The organism is Paenibacillus sp. FSL H3-0457 (assembly GCF_037981725.1).
In the GTDB taxonomy this organism is placed as follows: Bacteria; Bacillota; Bacilli; order Paenibacillales; family Paenibacillaceae; genus Paenibacillus; species Paenibacillus amylolyticus.
Window position 1 is genome coordinate 1,703,622 of sequence record NZ_CP150283.1, and the last position, 17,023, is coordinate 1,720,644.

16 protein-coding genes are annotated in these 17,023 nt (G+C 46.4%); 13 read left to right on the top strand and 3 right to left on the bottom strand.

Translation table 11 applies throughout. The features are described 5' to 3' along the window. The first annotated feature begins 7 nt into the window (after nucleotides 1-7). The 7 genes from MHH25_RS07510 (at nucleotide 8) to MHH25_RS07540 (ending at nucleotide 7,354) form a co-directional block, all read left to right on the top strand. The gene (locus MHH25_RS07510) at nucleotides 8-877 is read left to right on the top strand and encodes a type II secretion system F family protein (RefSeq protein WP_340019636.1); all 870 of its coding nucleotides are present in this window, start codon (nucleotides 8-10) and stop codon (nucleotides 875-877) included. Between the two features lie 11 nt (nucleotides 878-888). After that, the gene (locus MHH25_RS07515) at nucleotides 889-1,077 is read left to right on the top strand and encodes a Flp1 family type IVb pilin (RefSeq protein WP_036669085.1); all 189 of its coding nucleotides are present in this window, start codon (nucleotides 889-891) and stop codon (nucleotides 1,075-1,077) included. Further along, nucleotides 1,061-1,735 (top strand): TadE/TadG family type IV pilus assembly protein, encoded by a 675-nt coding sequence (locus tag MHH25_RS07520; RefSeq protein WP_340019637.1) that lies wholly within the window; start codon nucleotides 1,061-1,063, stop codon nucleotides 1,733-1,735. Before MHH25_RS07515 ends, MHH25_RS07520 begins: the two co-directional genes overlap by 17 nt. 91 nt (nucleotides 1,736-1,826) lie before the next feature. Next, nucleotides 1,827-3,944, top strand: coding sequence for a hypothetical protein (locus MHH25_RS07525; RefSeq protein ID WP_340019639.1), 2,118 nt, complete (start codon nucleotides 1,827-1,829; stop codon nucleotides 3,942-3,944). Next, nucleotides 3,941-5,005: a pilus assembly protein gene (locus tag MHH25_RS07530; RefSeq protein WP_340019641.1), complete on the top strand. Its 1,065-nt coding sequence runs from the start codon at nucleotides 3,941-3,943 to the stop codon at nucleotides 5,003-5,005. Before MHH25_RS07525 ends, MHH25_RS07530 begins: the two co-directional genes overlap by 4 nt. Before the next feature lie 11 nt (nucleotides 5,006-5,016). Then, entirely contained in the window at nucleotides 5,017-5,532 is a 516-nt protein-coding gene (locus MHH25_RS07535; protein WP_340020468.1) for a prepilin peptidase, read from the top strand. Nucleotides 5,533-5,581: 49 nt separating this feature from the next. Beyond that, a complete protein-coding gene (locus MHH25_RS07540; RefSeq protein ID WP_340019643.1) occupies nucleotides 5,582-7,354 on the top strand; it encodes a DUF6382 domain-containing protein in 1,773 nt (590 codons plus the stop codon). Nucleotides 7,355-7,366: 12 nt separating this feature from the next. Here the strand turns inward: MHH25_RS07540 and MHH25_RS07545 are convergent, their stop codons facing one another. Beyond that, nucleotides 7,367-8,278: a TIGR01777 family oxidoreductase gene (locus MHH25_RS07545; protein ID WP_036610794.1), complete on the bottom strand. Its 912-nt coding sequence runs from the start codon at nucleotides 8,276-8,278 to the stop codon at nucleotides 7,367-7,369. A gap of 159 nt (nucleotides 8,279-8,437) precedes the next feature. Continuing rightward, nucleotides 8,438-8,905 (bottom strand): DUF2621 domain-containing protein, encoded by a 468-nt coding sequence (locus MHH25_RS07550; RefSeq protein WP_036610792.1) that lies wholly within the window; start codon nucleotides 8,903-8,905, stop codon nucleotides 8,438-8,440. 170 nt (nucleotides 8,906-9,075) lie between these two features. On the opposite strand from MHH25_RS07550, the gene MHH25_RS07555 reads away from it, so the two are divergent. Further along, nucleotides 9,076-10,182 carry a deoxyribonuclease IV gene (locus MHH25_RS07555; protein ID WP_340019645.1) on the top strand — a complete coding sequence of 369 codons (1,107 nt, stop codon included), beginning with the start codon at nucleotides 9,076-9,078 and terminating at the stop codon, nucleotides 10,180-10,182. Between the two features lie 42 nt (nucleotides 10,183-10,224). Further along, complete coding sequence (purU, locus tag MHH25_RS07560) at nucleotides 10,225-11,118, top strand: formyltetrahydrofolate deformylase (protein WP_017689986.1); 894 nt, start codon at nucleotides 10,225-10,227, stop codon at nucleotides 11,116-11,118. A gap of 74 nt (nucleotides 11,119-11,192) precedes the next feature. Here the strand turns inward: purU and MHH25_RS07565 are convergent, their stop codons facing one another. Beyond that, a complete protein-coding gene (locus MHH25_RS07565; protein WP_340019646.1) occupies nucleotides 11,193-11,672 on the bottom strand; it encodes a hypothetical protein in 480 nt (159 codons plus the stop codon). A 438-nt stretch (nucleotides 11,673-12,110) separates the two neighbouring features. On the opposite strand from MHH25_RS07565, the gene tkt reads away from it, so the two are divergent. From tkt to MHH25_RS07585, 4 genes are all read left to right on the top strand, one after another. Then, on the top strand, nucleotides 12,111-14,153 hold the full coding sequence (tkt, locus tag MHH25_RS07570; protein WP_340019647.1) for a transketolase: 2,043 nt from the start codon (nucleotides 12,111-12,113) through the stop codon (nucleotides 14,151-14,153). Between the two features lie 149 nt (nucleotides 14,154-14,302). Further along, complete coding sequence (locus MHH25_RS07575) at nucleotides 14,303-14,620, top strand: pyrimidine/purine nucleoside phosphorylase (protein WP_017689983.1); 318 nt, start codon at nucleotides 14,303-14,305, stop codon at nucleotides 14,618-14,620. Between the two features lie 236 nt (nucleotides 14,621-14,856). After that, entirely contained in the window at nucleotides 14,857-16,212 is a 1,356-nt protein-coding gene (locus tag MHH25_RS07580) for a glucose-6-phosphate isomerase (protein ID WP_017689982.1), read from the top strand. A 176-nt stretch (nucleotides 16,213-16,388) separates the two neighbouring features. Continuing rightward, entirely contained in the window at nucleotides 16,389-17,021 is a 633-nt protein-coding gene (locus MHH25_RS07585; RefSeq protein WP_340019648.1) for a YigZ family protein, read from the top strand. The last annotated feature ends 2 nt before the right edge of the window (nucleotides 17,022-17,023 follow it).

Sequence of the window (17,023 nt, forward strand, 5' to 3'; positions counted from 1 at the left end):
TGAAACGATGCTGCTTCCCGTTATAGTCGCAGGGATGCTCGGAGCGGGATGGCTGGTGCTGGATCGAACCCGGGGGCAGACCTACCGGCATCTGCGCAAGCTGGATATGGAAGGATTACGACTGAAAAAATTGCATGGTCCCTTCCTGTTTATATTGGACAAGTTCGAGATTGGACGCAGATTGCCAGTGCTCATGTTTCGAATGCAACATGCCATTCAGAAAATGTACGGCATACAGCACAGTGGAGAGAAAACGATGCTGTATTGCGCCGAGATGTTGACCTACACGTGGCTCATGCTGCTGGTGGGCTGCCTGTTATCACTCGTTGGAGATATGGGCATCGGAGGTATGGTGGGTGGGCTCGCGCTTGGTGCAGCGTTGCCTTTTGCGCTCTACAAAGACCTCAATACAAAGGTGCAGCGAAGAGACCAGGATATTCTTATGGAACTGCCTGAGCTGCTGAACCGAATTGTACTGCTGGTTGGCGCAGGGGAAACCGTGCAACGTGCCATCGTTCACTGTGTGACAAGCCAGGGGGAACGGAATCATCCGTTGTACAACGAACTCAGAAAGACGGTGGGGGATTGGAATAGTGGTTACTCTTTTCAACAATCATTTGAACAGTTCAGTCGTCGCTGCGGCGTACAGGAAGTGACGATTTTTACGACAACAGTGCTGCTGAATTTCCGACGTGGGGGAGGTGACTTTGTATTGGCGCTGCGGGATCTGTCACATGTGTTGTGGGAGAAACGCAAGGCTGTCAGTCGGGCGAAGGGAGAACAGGCTTCTTCCAAACTGGTGTTTCCAATGGTACTGATCTTTTTTACGATTGTGGTCATGATCGGGGCACCTGCTTTTATGATGATGAATATGTAGGAGGAATTGGGATGATGGAAGTGTTAAAAAACAAGGTAAGCGCATTTTGGAAAGAAGAGGACGGACTCGGCACGTTGGAACTGATTCTGATTATCGGGGTTATTATCATTATTGCTTTGATTTTTAAAAACCAAATTAAGACGTTGGTAGAGAGACTGTTAACTAATGTGAGTAATAAAAGTAATGAATTTTTCGAATAACAAGTTCAAAAAGGAAGAAGGGAGCTTCACCGTTGAAGCTTCCCTGATCTTCCCTGTTGTGCTGTTTATTCTTGTGTTATTGCTTTTTTTCACCATGTACATGTATCAAAAGACATTCTTGAATCAACATGCCTATGCTGCTTCGGAACGTGCAGCCTATAGCTGGGACAACAGCCACAAACAGGCGATGACAGGTGAATTTGTCGCTGGAGAACATGACAATCTGTATTGGAGACTGACGGATGATCGTATGCTTGGCGCGCTGTTTGGCTGGGCGGGAGCGGATAATCAGGTTAGCGTTTCTATACCTGCTGGAGAAGGTGGAAGTCTCTTGGAACAGAAGTTAGCACAAGCGGTGCAACAGATGCCCTCAGCCATGAAAGGAACGATTGAGTATCAGAATTCTCTGATTCAGCGGAAAGTAACAACCAAGCTGGAACAAGTAATTTCTTTGCCTCTTCCTTCTTTTTTGTTCGATTCAGGTAACCGTGTCCTCACTCAAGGATCGTCCGCAGTTGTTGAACCGGTTGAATTCATTCGAACGGTAGATTTAATCCGGTATTACGCAGCCAAGTTTAAAGGAAAAGGCGGTGCGGCGACCAGTACAGCGGCAGAAGCCGGACAGGTTGTGCAGCATTTTGGCAAAAACAAAAAGTGAGAAAAGGAGGAGGGCGGAGCTGTTTAGAAAAAAAGACGGTGAGTCGGGAGCCGTAACCCTTTTTTTAATATTAATATTGGCCGGAGTTTATATGTTTGTCGCAATATTTATTGATTACGCTCGTATAGCGGCATTCAAGGTGCAGACCGAACGCATGACTCATGCTGCGATGAGATCCGTCATGTCAGCCTATGACACATCACTCCGGGAGTATGGTTTATTCGGGTATGGTGACAGTAGTGGGGATGCAATTATGGCTAAAGTGTTGAATGATAGCGTGAAGCCTTCAGCTGTAAAAGATGGATTTCCCATTCTGGATATCCAGTGGGATACAACTTCGCTGAGCATGGAGCGTGAACTGGGCAGATACGATATATTTAATCGCCAGGTTCAGGAGGATATGAAGTATCGGGCTCCGGTTGATTTTACCCTTGAAGTGATCAATCGGTTCAAACCGATATCAGACGAGATGAAGGAAGCTGCACACACGGTAGACTTGCTGAAAAAATTACAGAAGTTATATGACAAACGTGAAGAATTATTGGATGAAGCCATTGCTAATCAGACGGAATCCGCGGAGAAGCTGAAGAATCTTCCGAAGTTAATCATGGACCCGCCTTCACAAGCTATCTATGAAGAAATGTTGGAAGAAACACCAGAGACAGCTGCCGAGGCGGCGGCACGTTATGCAGATTACCTTAACAAGAAGCAGGCAGATGAGGGACTGCCGTTCAGAGAGCAACAATACATATTGGAACTGGCTCGTTATCGGACTGGTGTTGGTAATGTGGTGACAGGCATCAGCATGATCATACAGCCCGCGTTACAGGCCCATCAAACGAAGCTGGAGGAAGCACAGTCCAAAATCGAAGAAGCGCGTAAAGTTAATGAGGAAATGAAACGTGTGATCGCGGAGGGGGAGAACCGTTCGGAGAATGCGAGCTATGACAACGTCGGCAACTCGAATTTGCCTGGAACGAGTCCTGCATCTACTGGATCAGGCAGTGAAGCTAAAAGCACACGTTCTCTTGCTTCGGAGCTTGTGAGGGCAGATAGCCAATTTGATCAGTTGAAGGCACGGGTTGTTTCCCAGAATTCGGACTTCTCTAACGTCAGAAGAGACAACATGGAATTGAATACACAGCTTCGCAGTGTCACGGCCATGAGCGGTGTTCCGATTAAACCGGCGGTCAGACAGGCAAGTCAGGTTACGGAACGATATATGGACACCTATGTACGTAGCGGTCCTGCCAATCTCATCCTCCAAAGTAAGCAGCAGTTGGAGAGTGGTCGTGGGTCGGATGCCCAGCGCAAAGCGAATGACAAAGAATCCAAAGGGAAATTGAAGGAAGTCAAACGAATCTTGTCGCAGATTCAGAATGGAAGTTCGGGTTCCATGGACGCTTTCAAACAGTTGGAGGAATATTACAACGCTAATATTGCTTTTAACGAGGCTAGTCGTGAGGAAGCCAAAAAGGCAGAGATTGCTGGAGATCCCTATGACTCTGGTGGCGATGCCATGAAGGGGATGGACAGTTTGTTTGGCGGGATGTCCGGTCTGCTGGACAGTCTTGGCGACGAATTGTTTCAGAATGAATATGCTTTAGCCTATTTCAATTCCATGGATTTTGGTCAGTTATTTACCTGGACTGAAGGTGGTGGAGATGCTGGTGATGTTTTCAAACTGGAGAATCAGGAACTGGAGTATATCGTCTACGGGTTTCATAATCCTTCGGGTAATATCGCTGCGGCATATGCGGAGATATTTGGGATGCGGCTGGCTATTCGGACGGCAGAAGGGTTAATTGAGCACAGCAAGCTTGGGAACCCACTTCTGGTTTTATCGGCGGCAATCTTATATGGGATTACAAACGCCATCGCGGATATGGTGAAACTAGCAAAAGAGGGCAGTGTGGAATTGTCTAAGTATATCAAAGTCAAACTGACGTACAGGGACCATCTCCGATTGTTCCTATTGATGCATAGCAACAATGAACGCAAAATGTCCAGAATGCTGGCGCTAATTCGATTGAATACCGGTGTGAATCCAGATGAGAAACAGACGTATGCTTCGGGTAACATGCGTAGTAGCATCAAACTGTGGTTTTTACCAGGGGTGGTTAGAAGCATAGGTACAGTTATGGGTAGTGCGGACCAGGTTGAAGATGGGCGATTTTTCATTGAGCGGAAGGCGGATTATTCCTATTGAATAATCAGGATCGTTTCGGTGGAGGGATTATGAACAAGCAGCAACATTATGAAAAAGAAAGCGCACAAAAGCAGATTCGTTTAACACGAATAATCAGATTGCAGCGTTTGAAGTCTCTCAAAAAGCAGATATGTTCTCCAAAAAAGGAACAGGGTAGCATGGTTCTGGAAGCTTCACTGGTGTTACCTGTCTTTCTATTCTTTATCATGTTTCTCATCTTCATAGTGCAAATGACTCTAATCTCCACAGCCTTACAGAGCACGGCGGGTGAAGCGGTGAAGCAATTGTCAACGAAAATATATCCCGTTTCCCTTGCATTCACACCTTCTGATTCTGCCGGCGGAGAAGGTTCAGGAGGGGGCTGGAAGATACCAGAGTTATCACTGACGGAATGGGCAGAAGGTTACGCTTCTTCTCTACCCGAGCCTTTAAGTGATTGGGTACGTTCAGCGGCGGCCAGTGGTGAACAGCCACTACAGGAGATCAAAACATCCGTCTTGGAAACCGTACTTGATCCCACGGTAAAACCGCTGCTTCAACCTTTTATCGAGCCAACGCTGCTTAATATGGAACGTGTTCATGTGAATGGTATTTCGATACCAGATCTCAAAAACAAAACAAATCCATATTTCCGACTTGAACTGAGTTATGAATTGCCTATAAAAGTCCCCTTTCTCAGTAAACCGCTTCGGATTCAGGCTGCTGCGGCAGAACGGGTATGGATTGGAGATACCGGAGAAGGATCAGATGGCAGCGCAGGAGACGGGGATACTGCGGGTTCAGCAACGGTACTGTCGAAGCCTGACCCGGCATACATAGGCAACAATGCAACGATCAAGGTGAAGGTAGAACCAGGAGCGACAGCCAACTTAACGATATTTTACAAGTCAGGTGAAAGTTCTGCGAAGCACATCGGCTGGGCCACCGCAGATGAGAATGGAATTATTGAATGGAATTGGTTTGTTGGTACTCGGACAACAGAAGGAACATGGAGTTTTGTTGTCGAGACAGGGGACGGTGCCAAGACGGAGACTACGTTTACCGTGGCCTCCAGAAAATAAGGAAGGGGATGATGGAGGTGGAGTGGTTTTACATTGCCTGTGGCATATACGTAATTGCAGCTTTTATTACAGATATTCGTTCAATGAAAATTCCAAATCTATTGACTTTACCCGTGACTGTTGCAGGCGTATTGGCCCACATCATATGGGGAGGTTGGGATGGTTTCTTGTTCTCAGCAGCTGGATTTGCAGCAGGTTTTGGTATTTTGTTTCTGATGTATGCGATTGGGGCGGTAGGAGCAGGAGATGTGAAATTATTTGGTGGGATTGGCGCATGGACGGGATTTGCTTTTGGCATTCATGTCATTATTTACTCCGTTTTGTACGCGGGCGCCATTGGTTTAGTGATACTTCTATTCCGTAAAGATTCAGCGAAGCGAATTCGAGGCATGGCAGGCAATCTTGCCGGGTTCTTCATGCTTGGTTCCCTCAAGCTGTTTAACACAGAGAAGACATTGAAGTTTCCGTTTATGCTGGCGGTGTTACCTGGATTTATCACGGTCCTTGTCTCAGGACTTTTCCCTTAAGTGAAGGAGTAGAGAAATTTGAGAATAGCAATGGAAAGAGAGGATTGGCATGTATGGATTAACGAGAGATTTTATTCGTAACGGCGGAGCGTTCATGGTTTTGGAAAAAGCAGAAGGGTTACGAATGGAGGAATTGAGCCGGGTGCAGATGGGGATGTTGTCCTCTAATCATATTCCGCGACTTCTTCCTGTTCATATTCGGGAAGTCGATCGAAATGTAACTTTGCAGTACGACATATCAGGGTACAAGATGTTATCTCAGATGTTAAAGTCAAGCAAAATCAAATTGCGTGTTCTGTATGGTCTGTTGTTCCAACTAGCCGATGCCTTCACGGAATGCCGACAGTATATGTTGGAGCCTCGTAAATTATTGATCCAGGAAGAGTACTTGTTCATTAACGGTTCATTCGAACAGGGTGAGCTTGGGATGGTATATGTTCCAATCATGGATACAGTTGAAGTTGATCCAACGCCTAAGCAATTCCGTGAACTGGTGATCAGGCTGATGGCACATGTACAGGAACTGCAGGGAGAAGGTATTCAGCGTGTTCTGCAGTTATGTGACAACGAACGCTGGGATATCAGACAGTTGCGCGAGCTTCTGCTGGAGTTATACGCTGACGAGCAAGAGAATGGAGGAGGCGCAGCATTTCTCTCGTCCAGAACTTTGGACACACCCAATGATTCAAGAGGTGATCTTCATTCGTCGATTTCTGAGCGAGATAGCAGGCTAGCCACTGGTACTTCTCGGCCATATCAACCCGGTGCTCCCGTTCAAAATGCTCCTGTGGGGCCGCAACTAAATTTCCGTCTGCCGCAGAAAACAAGTGAATTCGAGGTGGAAGACATTCCGGTGAGATCTCGAACCTTTCCAGGCAGGCGCTCACCTGAGCAAGTTCCATTAGAGAGTTCAAACGGTATGGATAAGAAAGGAAGTAACTCGTATGATTCGCTAGAGCGTGTTGATATGGAAGTGGAGGAAAAGCCCGGATCTTCCAAAGTAACTTATATCATATTGGGCTGTATGGTTGCCATGGCATTGGTATGGAGATTTATTTACATGGAGCAACCGGGACAGACGCAGATGATCCTGTGTATGGTACTCAGCCTTGGCTTGCTTGGTGTAGCAGGATGGACGTGGAAGCGTAAAGGAAGCCCTCATAATGCCTCAGAGAATAAGCGGTCTTTTTCATTCAATTTAGGTAAGAACAAAGGTAAGCAGACGGATGATGAAGAGGAGCAATTTCAGGAGAGTTGGCGCTGGAATGCAGCTGAAAGGCCAGTGGAACGCATAAACCAAACGGTTGCATCCGCCTCAGAAGGTGGTAGCGAGCATTCCCGTTTTCAAAATTTGCATATGGCATCTGAACACTCCGAACCACCGTTCGTTCAACGCCATGTGGAAACGGTAGCTTCAACTTCAGAGCTAATTCGACAGGATGCAGTTGCAGAGGCAACCGTGAATTTGCAGAATCTGAGTGGAAGTAATGTTACAGGGGCAGGCCCGGTGATGGCGTCTTATTATCTTGAACGAAGATCGGGAAGCAGTGACCAACATGAACGGATGGATGTGCAAGGAGCATCTTTTGTCATCGGAAGATCAGCAGACATGGTTCAGTGGGTGGACACAGCGACCGGGGTGTCCCGTGCTCATGTGGAATTGAGCCGGAACAAATCGGGCTATGTGATTAAGGATCTGGGTTCCGTCAATGGAACCATTCTTCAGGGCAATATTCTTGCTCCGTATAAGGAGTATCCATTGGCGGATGGAGACACATTTACACTTGCAGAATCTGTTTACACTTATCGGTCGGTTGGATAAGGCATAGTTCAATCAGTCAGATAAGCCGCGGTGTTTCAGATCTTCCAGTGCCTGGGTTAAGGTTGGGAAGGTGAACTGGAATCCGTGGTCGAGAGCTTTTTGCGGAATGACTCTCTGCCCCTGAAGCACGACAACGGATAGTTCTCCGACCAAAGTTTTAATCAGGAAGCTGGGTACGGGGAACCAGTGAGGGCGATGATACACTTTACCGACCGTACGACCGAATTCATCATTGGTAACAGGGTTCGGTGAGGAAGCATTGACCGGACCTGACACTTGTTTATTTTGAATGCTAAAATCAATGAGTCTTACGATATCCATAATGTGAATCCAGCTGGTCCATTGCTTGCCACTGCCGATCTTGCCACCAACACCCAGCATATAAGGAAGTTTCATCAATGGAAAAGCACCTCTTTTATGTCCAAGCACCAGACTTACCCGGATTTTAACGAGTCTTACATTTTTGATTGCATCTGCAGCAACTTCCCATTGTTCCGAGACCCGGGACGGGAAATTCATTGATTTTTGCGGACTGCTTTCGTCAAAGGTTTCGTTAGGAGAGGTTCCATAGATGGCCATGGCAGAAGCCTGAACGACCACTTCCGGCTTTTGTTCAAGGGATTCTACCAATCGGGCTACCCGCGCTACGGTCGTGACTCTGGATTCAACAATTTCCAGCTTCGCCTTGGTTGTCCAACGTTGATTCAGCGTTTCTCCGGCAAGGTTAACGAGAGCGTCCATACCTTCCAGCAAGTGAGGTTGTTCTTCGACTTGTTCCCACGATATATATGTAAGATTTTTACTTGGATTATGCAAGTCAGGCAGTTTTCGTGTAATAACTTTCACATGGTGCCCGGCTTGCAGCCAGTAATCTACAAGTGCTCCTCCCACAAATCCGGTACCTCCACAAATGGCAATTTTCATATTAAACATCCTCTCTGTATTTTCACTGTGCTGATACATACCGTTGGATCGACAAACAGCCCCGTACGGTAAGCAATGCTTGTTGGGAACAACTTACCTGACGGAGCATATCTGTATCTAATTAACCAAATCTATATGCCACTTAACTCATCTTTTATTTTATTTAATCAAATGTTGATAAGGGGAATAATCGATTTTGTTTTTCTCCAAAAATTTTACCAAAAACTTATTATCCCGCTTCGGTGTGGCAATAATGTATCCTTTGATGCAATGATCTCTCGATACTTCCGTGGCATTGTCTTCAACTGCAATCTTACCGATTTCTGCAGCAATGGAATGTTTGGCGATGTCACGAAATGGCCCGGGCACAGGCTCCACTAGTTGATCCAAAAAAGCTTTGGCTTCATCTGTCCATAAGTGACGGCTGGCTTCAACCCAATAATTCTGCCAATCCAGTTTGGACTTTCCGTCTGCTTTTGGGAGCACTTTCAAAAACTTGCGCATCATGAAAAATCCACCGATACACATGCTGCCTAGCAATAAAAAAGTCCAGAATGCGATCGTATTCATAAACCAATTGCTGGGGGAATAGCTGTTCAGTATTATCGCGTAGGAGTCGAAAATCATTGCGGAGTCACCTCGGTTCATTGATTTTCACGGAAAGACGGATTCCGCCTACCCATGTTCCACATATTAGCTGTCAAAAATAGCCTCTATCCCGAATTATAGCGCATTTCTAGATTTATTTCGATAATCGCGTTAGAATAAGGGATAATTCAGAATAAGGGGGATCAATAATGCTGAAAATCGGCTCCCACGTGTCCTTTTCGGACAAGGGATTATTGAGTGCAACGAAGGAAGCGTCCTCGTACGGTTCCAGTTCGTTTATGATATATACGGGTGCACCACAGAATACACGTCGCAAGCCAATTGAGTCCATGTATATTGAAGAAGGCAAGGTTGCCATGCAAGAGGGTGGAATGGAAGATATCGTTGTCCATGCACCGTACATTGTTAATCTTGGCTCATACAAAGATAATACGTTTAGACTGGCTGTAGATTTCCTTCAGGAAGAGATTCGTCGGACATATGCTATTGGTGTGAAGAACATCGTATTACATCCCGGCGCATTTACAGACAAAGATGCCCACTATGGGATCGGACGGATCGCAGAAGGATTGAATGAAGTGCTGGAGGGTGTGAAAGACACGGATGTGAACATCGCTCTGGAGACCATGGCTGGCAAAGGTACGGAGATGGGTCGCAGTTTCGAAGAGATCGCTCAGATTATCGAGAAAGTAACATATAACGAGCGCCTGACTGTGTGTATGGATACATGTCACATTCATGATGCCGGATATGATATCGTTAATGATTTTGACGGTGTACTGGAACAATTCGATCGTACGGTAGGACTTGACCGCATTGCCGTAATGCATATTAATGATAGTAAGAATGCTGTGGGTGCGCATAAGGACCGTCATACACCAATTGGCTCTGGCTGGATCGGGTTTGAAGCGATTAACCGCATCGTCAACCATGAGAAGCTTCAAGGACGTCCATTTATTCTAGAGACACCTTGGATTGGTAAAGAGGCCAAGACACAGCGTCCAATGTATGAGGTGGAGATTGCGCTGCTTCGTGGGGATGTTGCCGGTCGATTCGGCCAGGATTTCCTGACAGAAGTAGAACAGTTGCAACACTTTTTCAAAGGTAAAGAGATTGAGTCTCGTTCGTATATTCTGGATGTGTGGACGTTGCTCAAAAATGATGCCAAAGCCAAAAAGGCAGATCCGCGCGAACCGCTGGAACGCCTCTATGACATGGTGACTGAAGCTGCACTATTCCCGCATTTGAATGAAGAACAACTGAATCATCGCTTGATTGCATGGCTTGCGGGTTAATCCCGCAGGTCATGGCTTAATTGAAGGAGGAAGAATAACCCGATGGAGATCCACGCTAAACAAGTACGCCCTGATTCTAAAAACCGCGCCGATCGTGCGCGCATGCTTATTTCCTGTCCGGATGGTCCAGGAATTGTAGCTGCCGTATCTCATTTCCTGCACCAGCATGGTGCAAACATTGTTCAGTCGGACCAGTATACAATGGACCCTGCTGGCGGCATGTTCTTTATGCGGATTGAGTTTGATCTTCCGCAATTGTTGGTCAATTTGCCGAAACTGGAAGCTGATTTTGCAGAAGTAGCAAGCCGTTTCCAGATGGAATGGACGTTATCTGCGGTCAGCCGCAAGAAGAAACTGGCTATCTTTGTGTCCAAAGAAGATCACTGTCTGGTTGAATTGTTGTGGCAATGGCAGGCAGGCGACCTGGATGCAGATATTGCGCTTGTGGTCAGCAACCATCTGGACATGAAGGACTATGTAGAATCATTTGGCATTCCATATCATCATATCCCAGTTACAGCAGATACGAAAAAAGAAGCGGAACAGCGCCAACTGGACGTCATCGGCAACGATGTGGATGTGATCATTCTGGCTCGTTACATGCAGATTATCTCTCCGATGTTCATTGAGCATTACCGCAATCGAATCATTAATATTCACCATTCGTTCCTGCCAGCCTTCGTGGGTGGTAAACCGTATGCGCAGGCGTACAACCGCGGTGTCAAAATTATCGGTGCGACAGCGCACTATGTTACGGAAGAACTGGATGGCGGCCCGATTATTGAACAGGATGTGCAGCGTGTAAGCCACGGGGACGATGTAACCGAGCTGAAGCGTATTGGACGTACCATTGAGCGTGTTGTGCTCGCACGTGCCGTGAAATGGCATGTCGAAGACCGTGTTCTTGTTCACGAAAATAAAACCGTTGTATTTTAAGCTCACGCTTTAATACTGTGCAAGGTTGATTCGAAACCACGTAATAGACTAACAATAAAGCGACCCCAATTCGTTTACGAAATGGGAGTCGCTTTTTTTGTTGTGTTGATATACTTTCCGCACAAGCCAAGCATAATACCAAACAGCAGATGTCCTACAATCCAGTAGAGGATGGCGGACACATCGTACAGGTCTGGCACACGTGATGACAATTGAGAGAGTGGGATATAGAGCAAGGACGAGACTGCACCAAGTAAAATTCCTTTGATCATAGGGCGGCCTGAATGCCTTACCCACCACAGATAGAAGATACCGATGACAACGGACACGATGAGATGCAAAGCAAATTCAATGAATTCGGGTAAGGTTGGCGGAAGACCAGGCACAAAATCAATATTCAGCAGCAGAGTATATACTTGTTCACCAGTGTTGGCCTGAATCATTTTGAGGAAAAATCCCAGGACAACTCCCGAGAGAATTCCCGTTAAAATACCGGATATCCAGGGTAATGAGTGTTTTACCGATGTTGATGGGTGAGCAGCAGGATCTGGCATGATCGCGACCTCCTATGATTGACACGTGTACATCTATAAAAAAGTAAACCACAGCCCGAATTTCGTAATCCATATTAAGGAACATTATATGTGAATTGAGGATGAATATCTAAAAAATGCATGGTTTTCAGGTTAAAGGTTATACTTCATGCGATGGATTTGCGAGGCTCCTTAAGTCTACTTTTGGAATTTAGTACCTTGTACAGTACGATTTTTGCTTGATAGGCCAAGGAATATTCATCACAAACCACCGATTTTTCACGAACTTCTAAAAGAAGGTTATGGAAAAGCTTCACGCCAAGTGATACAATACAAAAGTGAATAAGTCAAAATGAAACACTCAAGCGGATTCACTTATTGTGAAATTCGGTTTGCTTGTATGATGAGAGGGATTCGCTTGCGCACCCGACTTATCTAAAGACATGAGGAGGACAAACCATGACTGACAAGAACGAAGCGATTCAAAAGGACGAGAACACTACAATCGACAACCTGTCGATTACTACCGTACGTACTTTGGCGATTGATGCAATTGAGAAGGCAAATTCCGGACACCCGGGTATGCCTATGGGCTCCGCTCCAATGGGGTACCAACTTTTTGCAAAAACGATGACTCATAACCCGGACCACCCAACTTGGGTTAACCGGGACCGTTTTGTCCTGTCTGCAGGACATGGCTCCATGTTGCTGTACAGCTTGCTGCACCTGAGCGGATATGATCTTCCAATGGAAGAACTGAAACAGTTCCGTCAATGGGGAAGCAAAACTCCGGGTCACCCGGAATTCGGACATACTGCAGGTGTTGATGCAACTACAGGCCCACTGGGTCAAGGTATTGCAATGGCTGTAGGTATGGCGATGGCTGAAGCTCAACTGGGCGCAACATACAATAAAGACAAATTCAACGTAGTTGACCACTACACTTACGCAATCTGTGGTGATGGCGACTTGATGGAAGGCGTATCTCATGAATCAGCTTCCCTGGCTGGACGTTTGCACCTGGGCAAACTGATCATGATGTTCGACTCCAATGACATCACGTTGGATGGTAAATTGGATCTGTCTTCTTCCGAAAGCATCGCGAAGCGTTTTGAAGCTTATGGCTGGCAAGTGCTGCGCGTTGAAGATGGTAACGATCTGCCTGCAATCGAAAAAGCAATTCAGGAAGGTCAAGCAGATACACTGCGTCCTACACTGATCGAAGTTAAAACGGTTATCGGTTATGGTAGCCCGAACAAACAAGGTAAAGGCGGCCACGGCGGTACTCACGGATCTCCACTGGGTGCAGACGAAGCCAAATTGACTAAAGAGTATTACAAATGGGTTTACGAAGAAAACTTCCACGTACCAGCTGAAGTTCGCGATCACTTTGCACAAGTGAAAGATCGTGGTATCTCTGCTAACAAAGCTTGGGACGAGAAATTTGCCGAGTACAAAAAAGCTTTCCCTGAGCTGGCAGCTCAATTCGAAACAGCGATTAACGGCGACCTTCCAGAAGGTTGGGACCGTGATCTTCCTAAATATGCAGCAACAGACAAAGCTCTTTCCACTCGTGTAGCATCCGGTAACGCTCTGAATGGTCTGGCGCACAACGTGCCACAACTGACAGGTGGATCTGCTGACTTGGAAAGCTCCACAATGACTCACTTGAACAACCTGGAGAACTTCACACCTGAAGATTACTCCGGCCGTAACATCTACTTCGGTATCCGTGAATTCGGTATGGCTGGAGCAATGAACGGTATGGCACTGCACAGCGGTGTGAAAGTATTCGGAGGTACGTTCTTCGTATTTACCGATTACCTGCGTCCGGCTGTTCGTCTGGCTGCCCTGATGGGATTGCCTGTAACGTATGTTCTGACTCACGACAGTATCGCTGTTGGTGAAGATGGTCCTACGCACGAACCAATCGAGCAACTGGCATCCCTGCGTATCATTCCTAACCTGACGGTTATTCGTCCGGCTGACGGTAATGAAACTTCGGCTGCTTGGGCTTACGCGCTTGAGAACAAGAGCAACCCGGTTGCACTCGTACTCACTCGTCAAAACCTGCCGATCCTGGAAGGTACGGTTGAAGGTTCACGTGAGAACGTGAAACGTGGTGCTTATGTTGTCTCTGATGCAAAAGATGGCAAAGCGGTAGCACAAATTATCGCTACAGGTTCTGAAGTGCAATTGGCTGTTAAAGCTCAAGCAGCACTTGCAGAACAAGGCATCCAAGTTCGCGTAATCAGCATGCCAAGCTGGGATCTGTTCGAGAAACAAGACAAAGCTTATAAAGAGTCCGTTCTTCTTCCGGATGTTAAAGCTCGTCTTGCAATCGAAATGGCTTATCCAATGGGCTGGGAGAAATATGTTGGCGATCAAGGTGACATTCTCGGAATCAGCACATTTGGTGCTTCCGCGCCTGGCGACCGTGTTATCCAAGAGTATGGCTTTACAGTGGATAACGTGGTTAGCCGCGTAAAAGCATTGCTGTAATAGCTTCATAAGCGCTGCTATGATTGGGAGGGCGTCATGCTGTCCTGATCCATGGCAGTAAGTTATTTCCGCAGAGATGGGGGGTATCTCGTTATCGCCCTGATCTGTTTTGCCTATTGTTTTCATTAACTTCAGGGGAGCGGGTACGCATGTCACAATTCGATCAAGTCAGTGTAGTGAAAGAGGCCAACATTTATTATGATGGTCAGGTAACCAGCAGAACGGTTATTTTGGGGGATGGCAGCAAAGTGACTCTGGGCATCATGCTTCCAGGCAGTTATGAGTTCGGTACGGATTCCCGTGAAATTATGGAGATTCTGTCCGGAGATCTGAAAGTATTGCTTCCCGGAGAAGAAGAGTGGCAAGAGATTCAAGGTCAAGCTACGTTCCACGTGCCTGCCGAATCCAAATTCAAACTGGAGATACGCAGCGTTACTGACTACGTCTGCTCGTACCCGGCGGAATAACATAAGAAGGGTAAGCAGAACCGCAACCCGCGGATTCGGTTTACCCTTTTTGCTTCTTGAATTCTAACGACAAAGTTCGAGCTGCAAGCTTGTCAGCCCCGTGGATTTGAAGTATCCTTAAGGCAAGTTGTTTAGAATGGAATACGGACATAATATAAGAGGTTGTTCAAAAAGTCCGCTTTTGATTACAAAGTTTGAACACGCACTATAATCGAAATCAGGAGGTTTTTGAGATCATGGCAAAAAAAGTGACATTTGACTATAGCACGGCATTGCAATTTGTAAATCAGCACGAAGTGGATTATTTCGCAGAACCGATTCGTCTGGCTCACGAGCAGCTTCACAACGGAACAGGAACAGGCTCCGATTACCTGGGCTGGATTGACCTGCCAACGGCTTATGACAAAGAAGAGTTTGCTCGCATTCAAAAAGCGGCTGCCAAAATCCAAAGCGACTCCGAAGTACTCATCGTTATCGGTATCGGTGGATCATACCTGGGTGCACGTGCAGCGATCGAAATGCTGACTCACTCTTTCTATAATAATCTGCCAAAAGACAAACGCAAAACGCCTGAAATCTATTTTGCAGGAAACAATATCAGTTCCACATATGTAACTCATTTGCTGGATCTGGTTGAAGGCAAAGATTTCTCCGTTAACGTCATCTCCAAATCCGGTACAACAACAGAGCCGGCAATTGCTTTCCGTATCTTCCGTGCAGCACTGGAAGAGAAATATGGTAAAGAAGAAGCTCGCAAACGCATCTATGCTACAACAGACAAAGCACGTGGTGCACTGAAAGAGCTGGCAAATGCAGAAGGATACGAATCTTTCATTATCCCTGATGATGTAGGTGGACGTTACTCCGTTCTGACAGCTGTAGGTTTGCTGCCAATCGCAGCAGCTGGTATCAGCATCGAAGAAATGATGCAAGGTGCGGCTGACGCATCCAAAGAATACAGCAACCCGAACGTAGCTGAGAATGAAGCATATCAATATGCTGCAGTTCGTAACGCATTGTATCGCAAAGGCAAAGGCACTGAGATCCTTGTAAACTATGAGCCATCCCTGCACTTCGTGTCCGAGTGGTGGAAACAACTGTTTGGAGAGAGTGAAGGTAAAGATTACAAAGGGATCTATCCTGCATCCGTTGATTTCTCTACAGACTTGCACTCCATGGGTCAATTCATCCAGGAAGGTAGCCGGAATATCTTCGAAACTGTTATCCAGGTTACTGAAGTTGCTGAGCATATCTCAATCAAATCCGATCCGGACGATCTGGATGGTTTGAACTTCCTTGAAGGCAAAACTATGGACTTTGTTAACAAAAAAGCGTTCCAAGGAACACTGCTTGCACATACGGATGGTCAAGTACCAAACCTGATTGTGAACATTCCAGATATGACTCCATATTCTTTCGGATATCTGGTATACTTCTTTGAAAAAGCATGCGGTATCAGTGGCTACCTGCTGGGCGTCAATCCATTTGACCAACCAGGCGTGGAAGCTTACAAGAAAAATATGTTCGCATTGCTGGGCAAACCAGGCTTTGAAGAAGAGAAAGCAGCGCTCGAAGCGAGACTTTCCGAATAATTCATCGGTCTGCTCATATATTTGAATAAGGTAATATAAATCTAACCGGGAATCACTGTTCGTGTAAGAGGCAGGGTTCCCGGATGTAGATAACCAGGGCAGTTCGTCCGCGTTCGCGCGGTGAACTGCTTTCTTGTAAAATGGACTCAGGAAAAGATCAGAAAGTTGGATTTAGGATGATTGAACGTTATCGCACGGTTCGAGGACCGGGCAATCTGGAAATTGTAATCAAGAAGTCGCGATTTATCGGTCATATTATGCCGGTCACGACAGAGGAAGAGGCTGTTGCCTTCATCGATGAGATCAAGAAAAAACATTGGAATGCAACTCATAACTGCTCTGCATACATGATTGGGGAGCGGGACGAGATCCAGAAGCAATCCGATGACGGTGAACCCAGCGGAACAGCAGGGAAACCCATTCTTGAAGTGATCAAAAATCAGAAATTAAAAAATGTGGCAATTGTGGTTACGCGATACTTCGGGGGAATTATGCTTGGAGCTGGCGGGTTAATTCGTGCTTATACGGATGGAGCTGTAGCAGCCATTGAAGCCGGAAAAGCCATTACCAACGTACTGCATCGTGAAGTGTTTGTTGAACTGGATTATACGTGGCTGGGTAAAGTGGAAAATGAGTTAAGAAGCCGGGAAGTCCGTACAGGTGAAACTGGATTCACCGATAAGGTTACGTTGACTTGTCTTCCGCCGGATAGTGAAACTGAGGCTTTTGTAGCCTGGATCACGGATTTGACGCAAGGGCAATCCCGGATCACGGAGGGACAGCGGCTTTATTTTATTGAAGGGGAATAAAA

Excerpts from the sequence above, each read along its gene's own strand:
- MHH25_RS07510 (WP_340019636.1), top strand. The coding sequence starts at position 8 with ATGCTGCTTCCCGTTATAGTCGCAGGGATGCTCGGAGCGGGATGGCTG.
- MHH25_RS07515 (WP_036669085.1), top strand. The coding sequence starts at position 889 with ATGATGGAAGTGTTAAAAAACAAGGTAAGCGCATTTTGGAAAGAAGAG.
- MHH25_RS07520 (WP_340019637.1), top strand. The coding sequence starts at position 1,061 with ATGAATTTTTCGAATAACAAGTTCAAAAAGGAAGAAGGGAGCTTCACC.
- MHH25_RS07525 (WP_340019639.1), top strand. The coding sequence starts at position 1,827 with ATGTTTGTCGCAATATTTATTGATTACGCTCGTATAGCGGCATTCAAG.
- MHH25_RS07535 (WP_340020468.1), top strand. The coding sequence starts at position 5,017 with ATGGAGGTGGAGTGGTTTTACATTGCCTGTGGCATATACGTAATTGCA.
- MHH25_RS07540 (WP_340019643.1), top strand. The coding sequence starts at position 5,582 with ATGTATGGATTAACGAGAGATTTTATTCGTAACGGCGGAGCGTTCATG.
- MHH25_RS07545 (WP_036610794.1), bottom strand. The coding sequence starts at position 8,278 with ATGAAAATTGCCATTTGTGGAGGTACCGGATTTGTGGGAGGAGCACTT.
- MHH25_RS07550 (WP_036610792.1), bottom strand. The coding sequence starts at position 8,905 with ATGATTTTCGACTCCTACGCGATAATACTGAACAGCTATTCCCCCAGC.
- MHH25_RS07555 (WP_340019645.1), top strand. The coding sequence starts at position 9,076 with ATGCTGAAAATCGGCTCCCACGTGTCCTTTTCGGACAAGGGATTATTG.
- purU (WP_017689986.1), top strand. The coding sequence starts at position 10,225 with ATGGAGATCCACGCTAAACAAGTACGCCCTGATTCTAAAAACCGCGCC.
- MHH25_RS07565 (WP_340019646.1), bottom strand. The coding sequence starts at position 11,672 with ATGCCAGATCCTGCTGCTCACCCATCAACATCGGTAAAACACTCATTA.
- tkt (WP_340019647.1), top strand. The coding sequence starts at position 12,111 with ATGACTGACAAGAACGAAGCGATTCAAAAGGACGAGAACACTACAATC.
- MHH25_RS07575 (WP_017689983.1), top strand. The coding sequence starts at position 14,303 with ATGTCACAATTCGATCAAGTCAGTGTAGTGAAAGAGGCCAACATTTAT.
- MHH25_RS07580 (WP_017689982.1), top strand. The coding sequence starts at position 14,857 with ATGGCAAAAAAAGTGACATTTGACTATAGCACGGCATTGCAATTTGTA.
- MHH25_RS07585 (WP_340019648.1), top strand. The coding sequence starts at position 16,389 with ATGATTGAACGTTATCGCACGGTTCGAGGACCGGGCAATCTGGAAATT.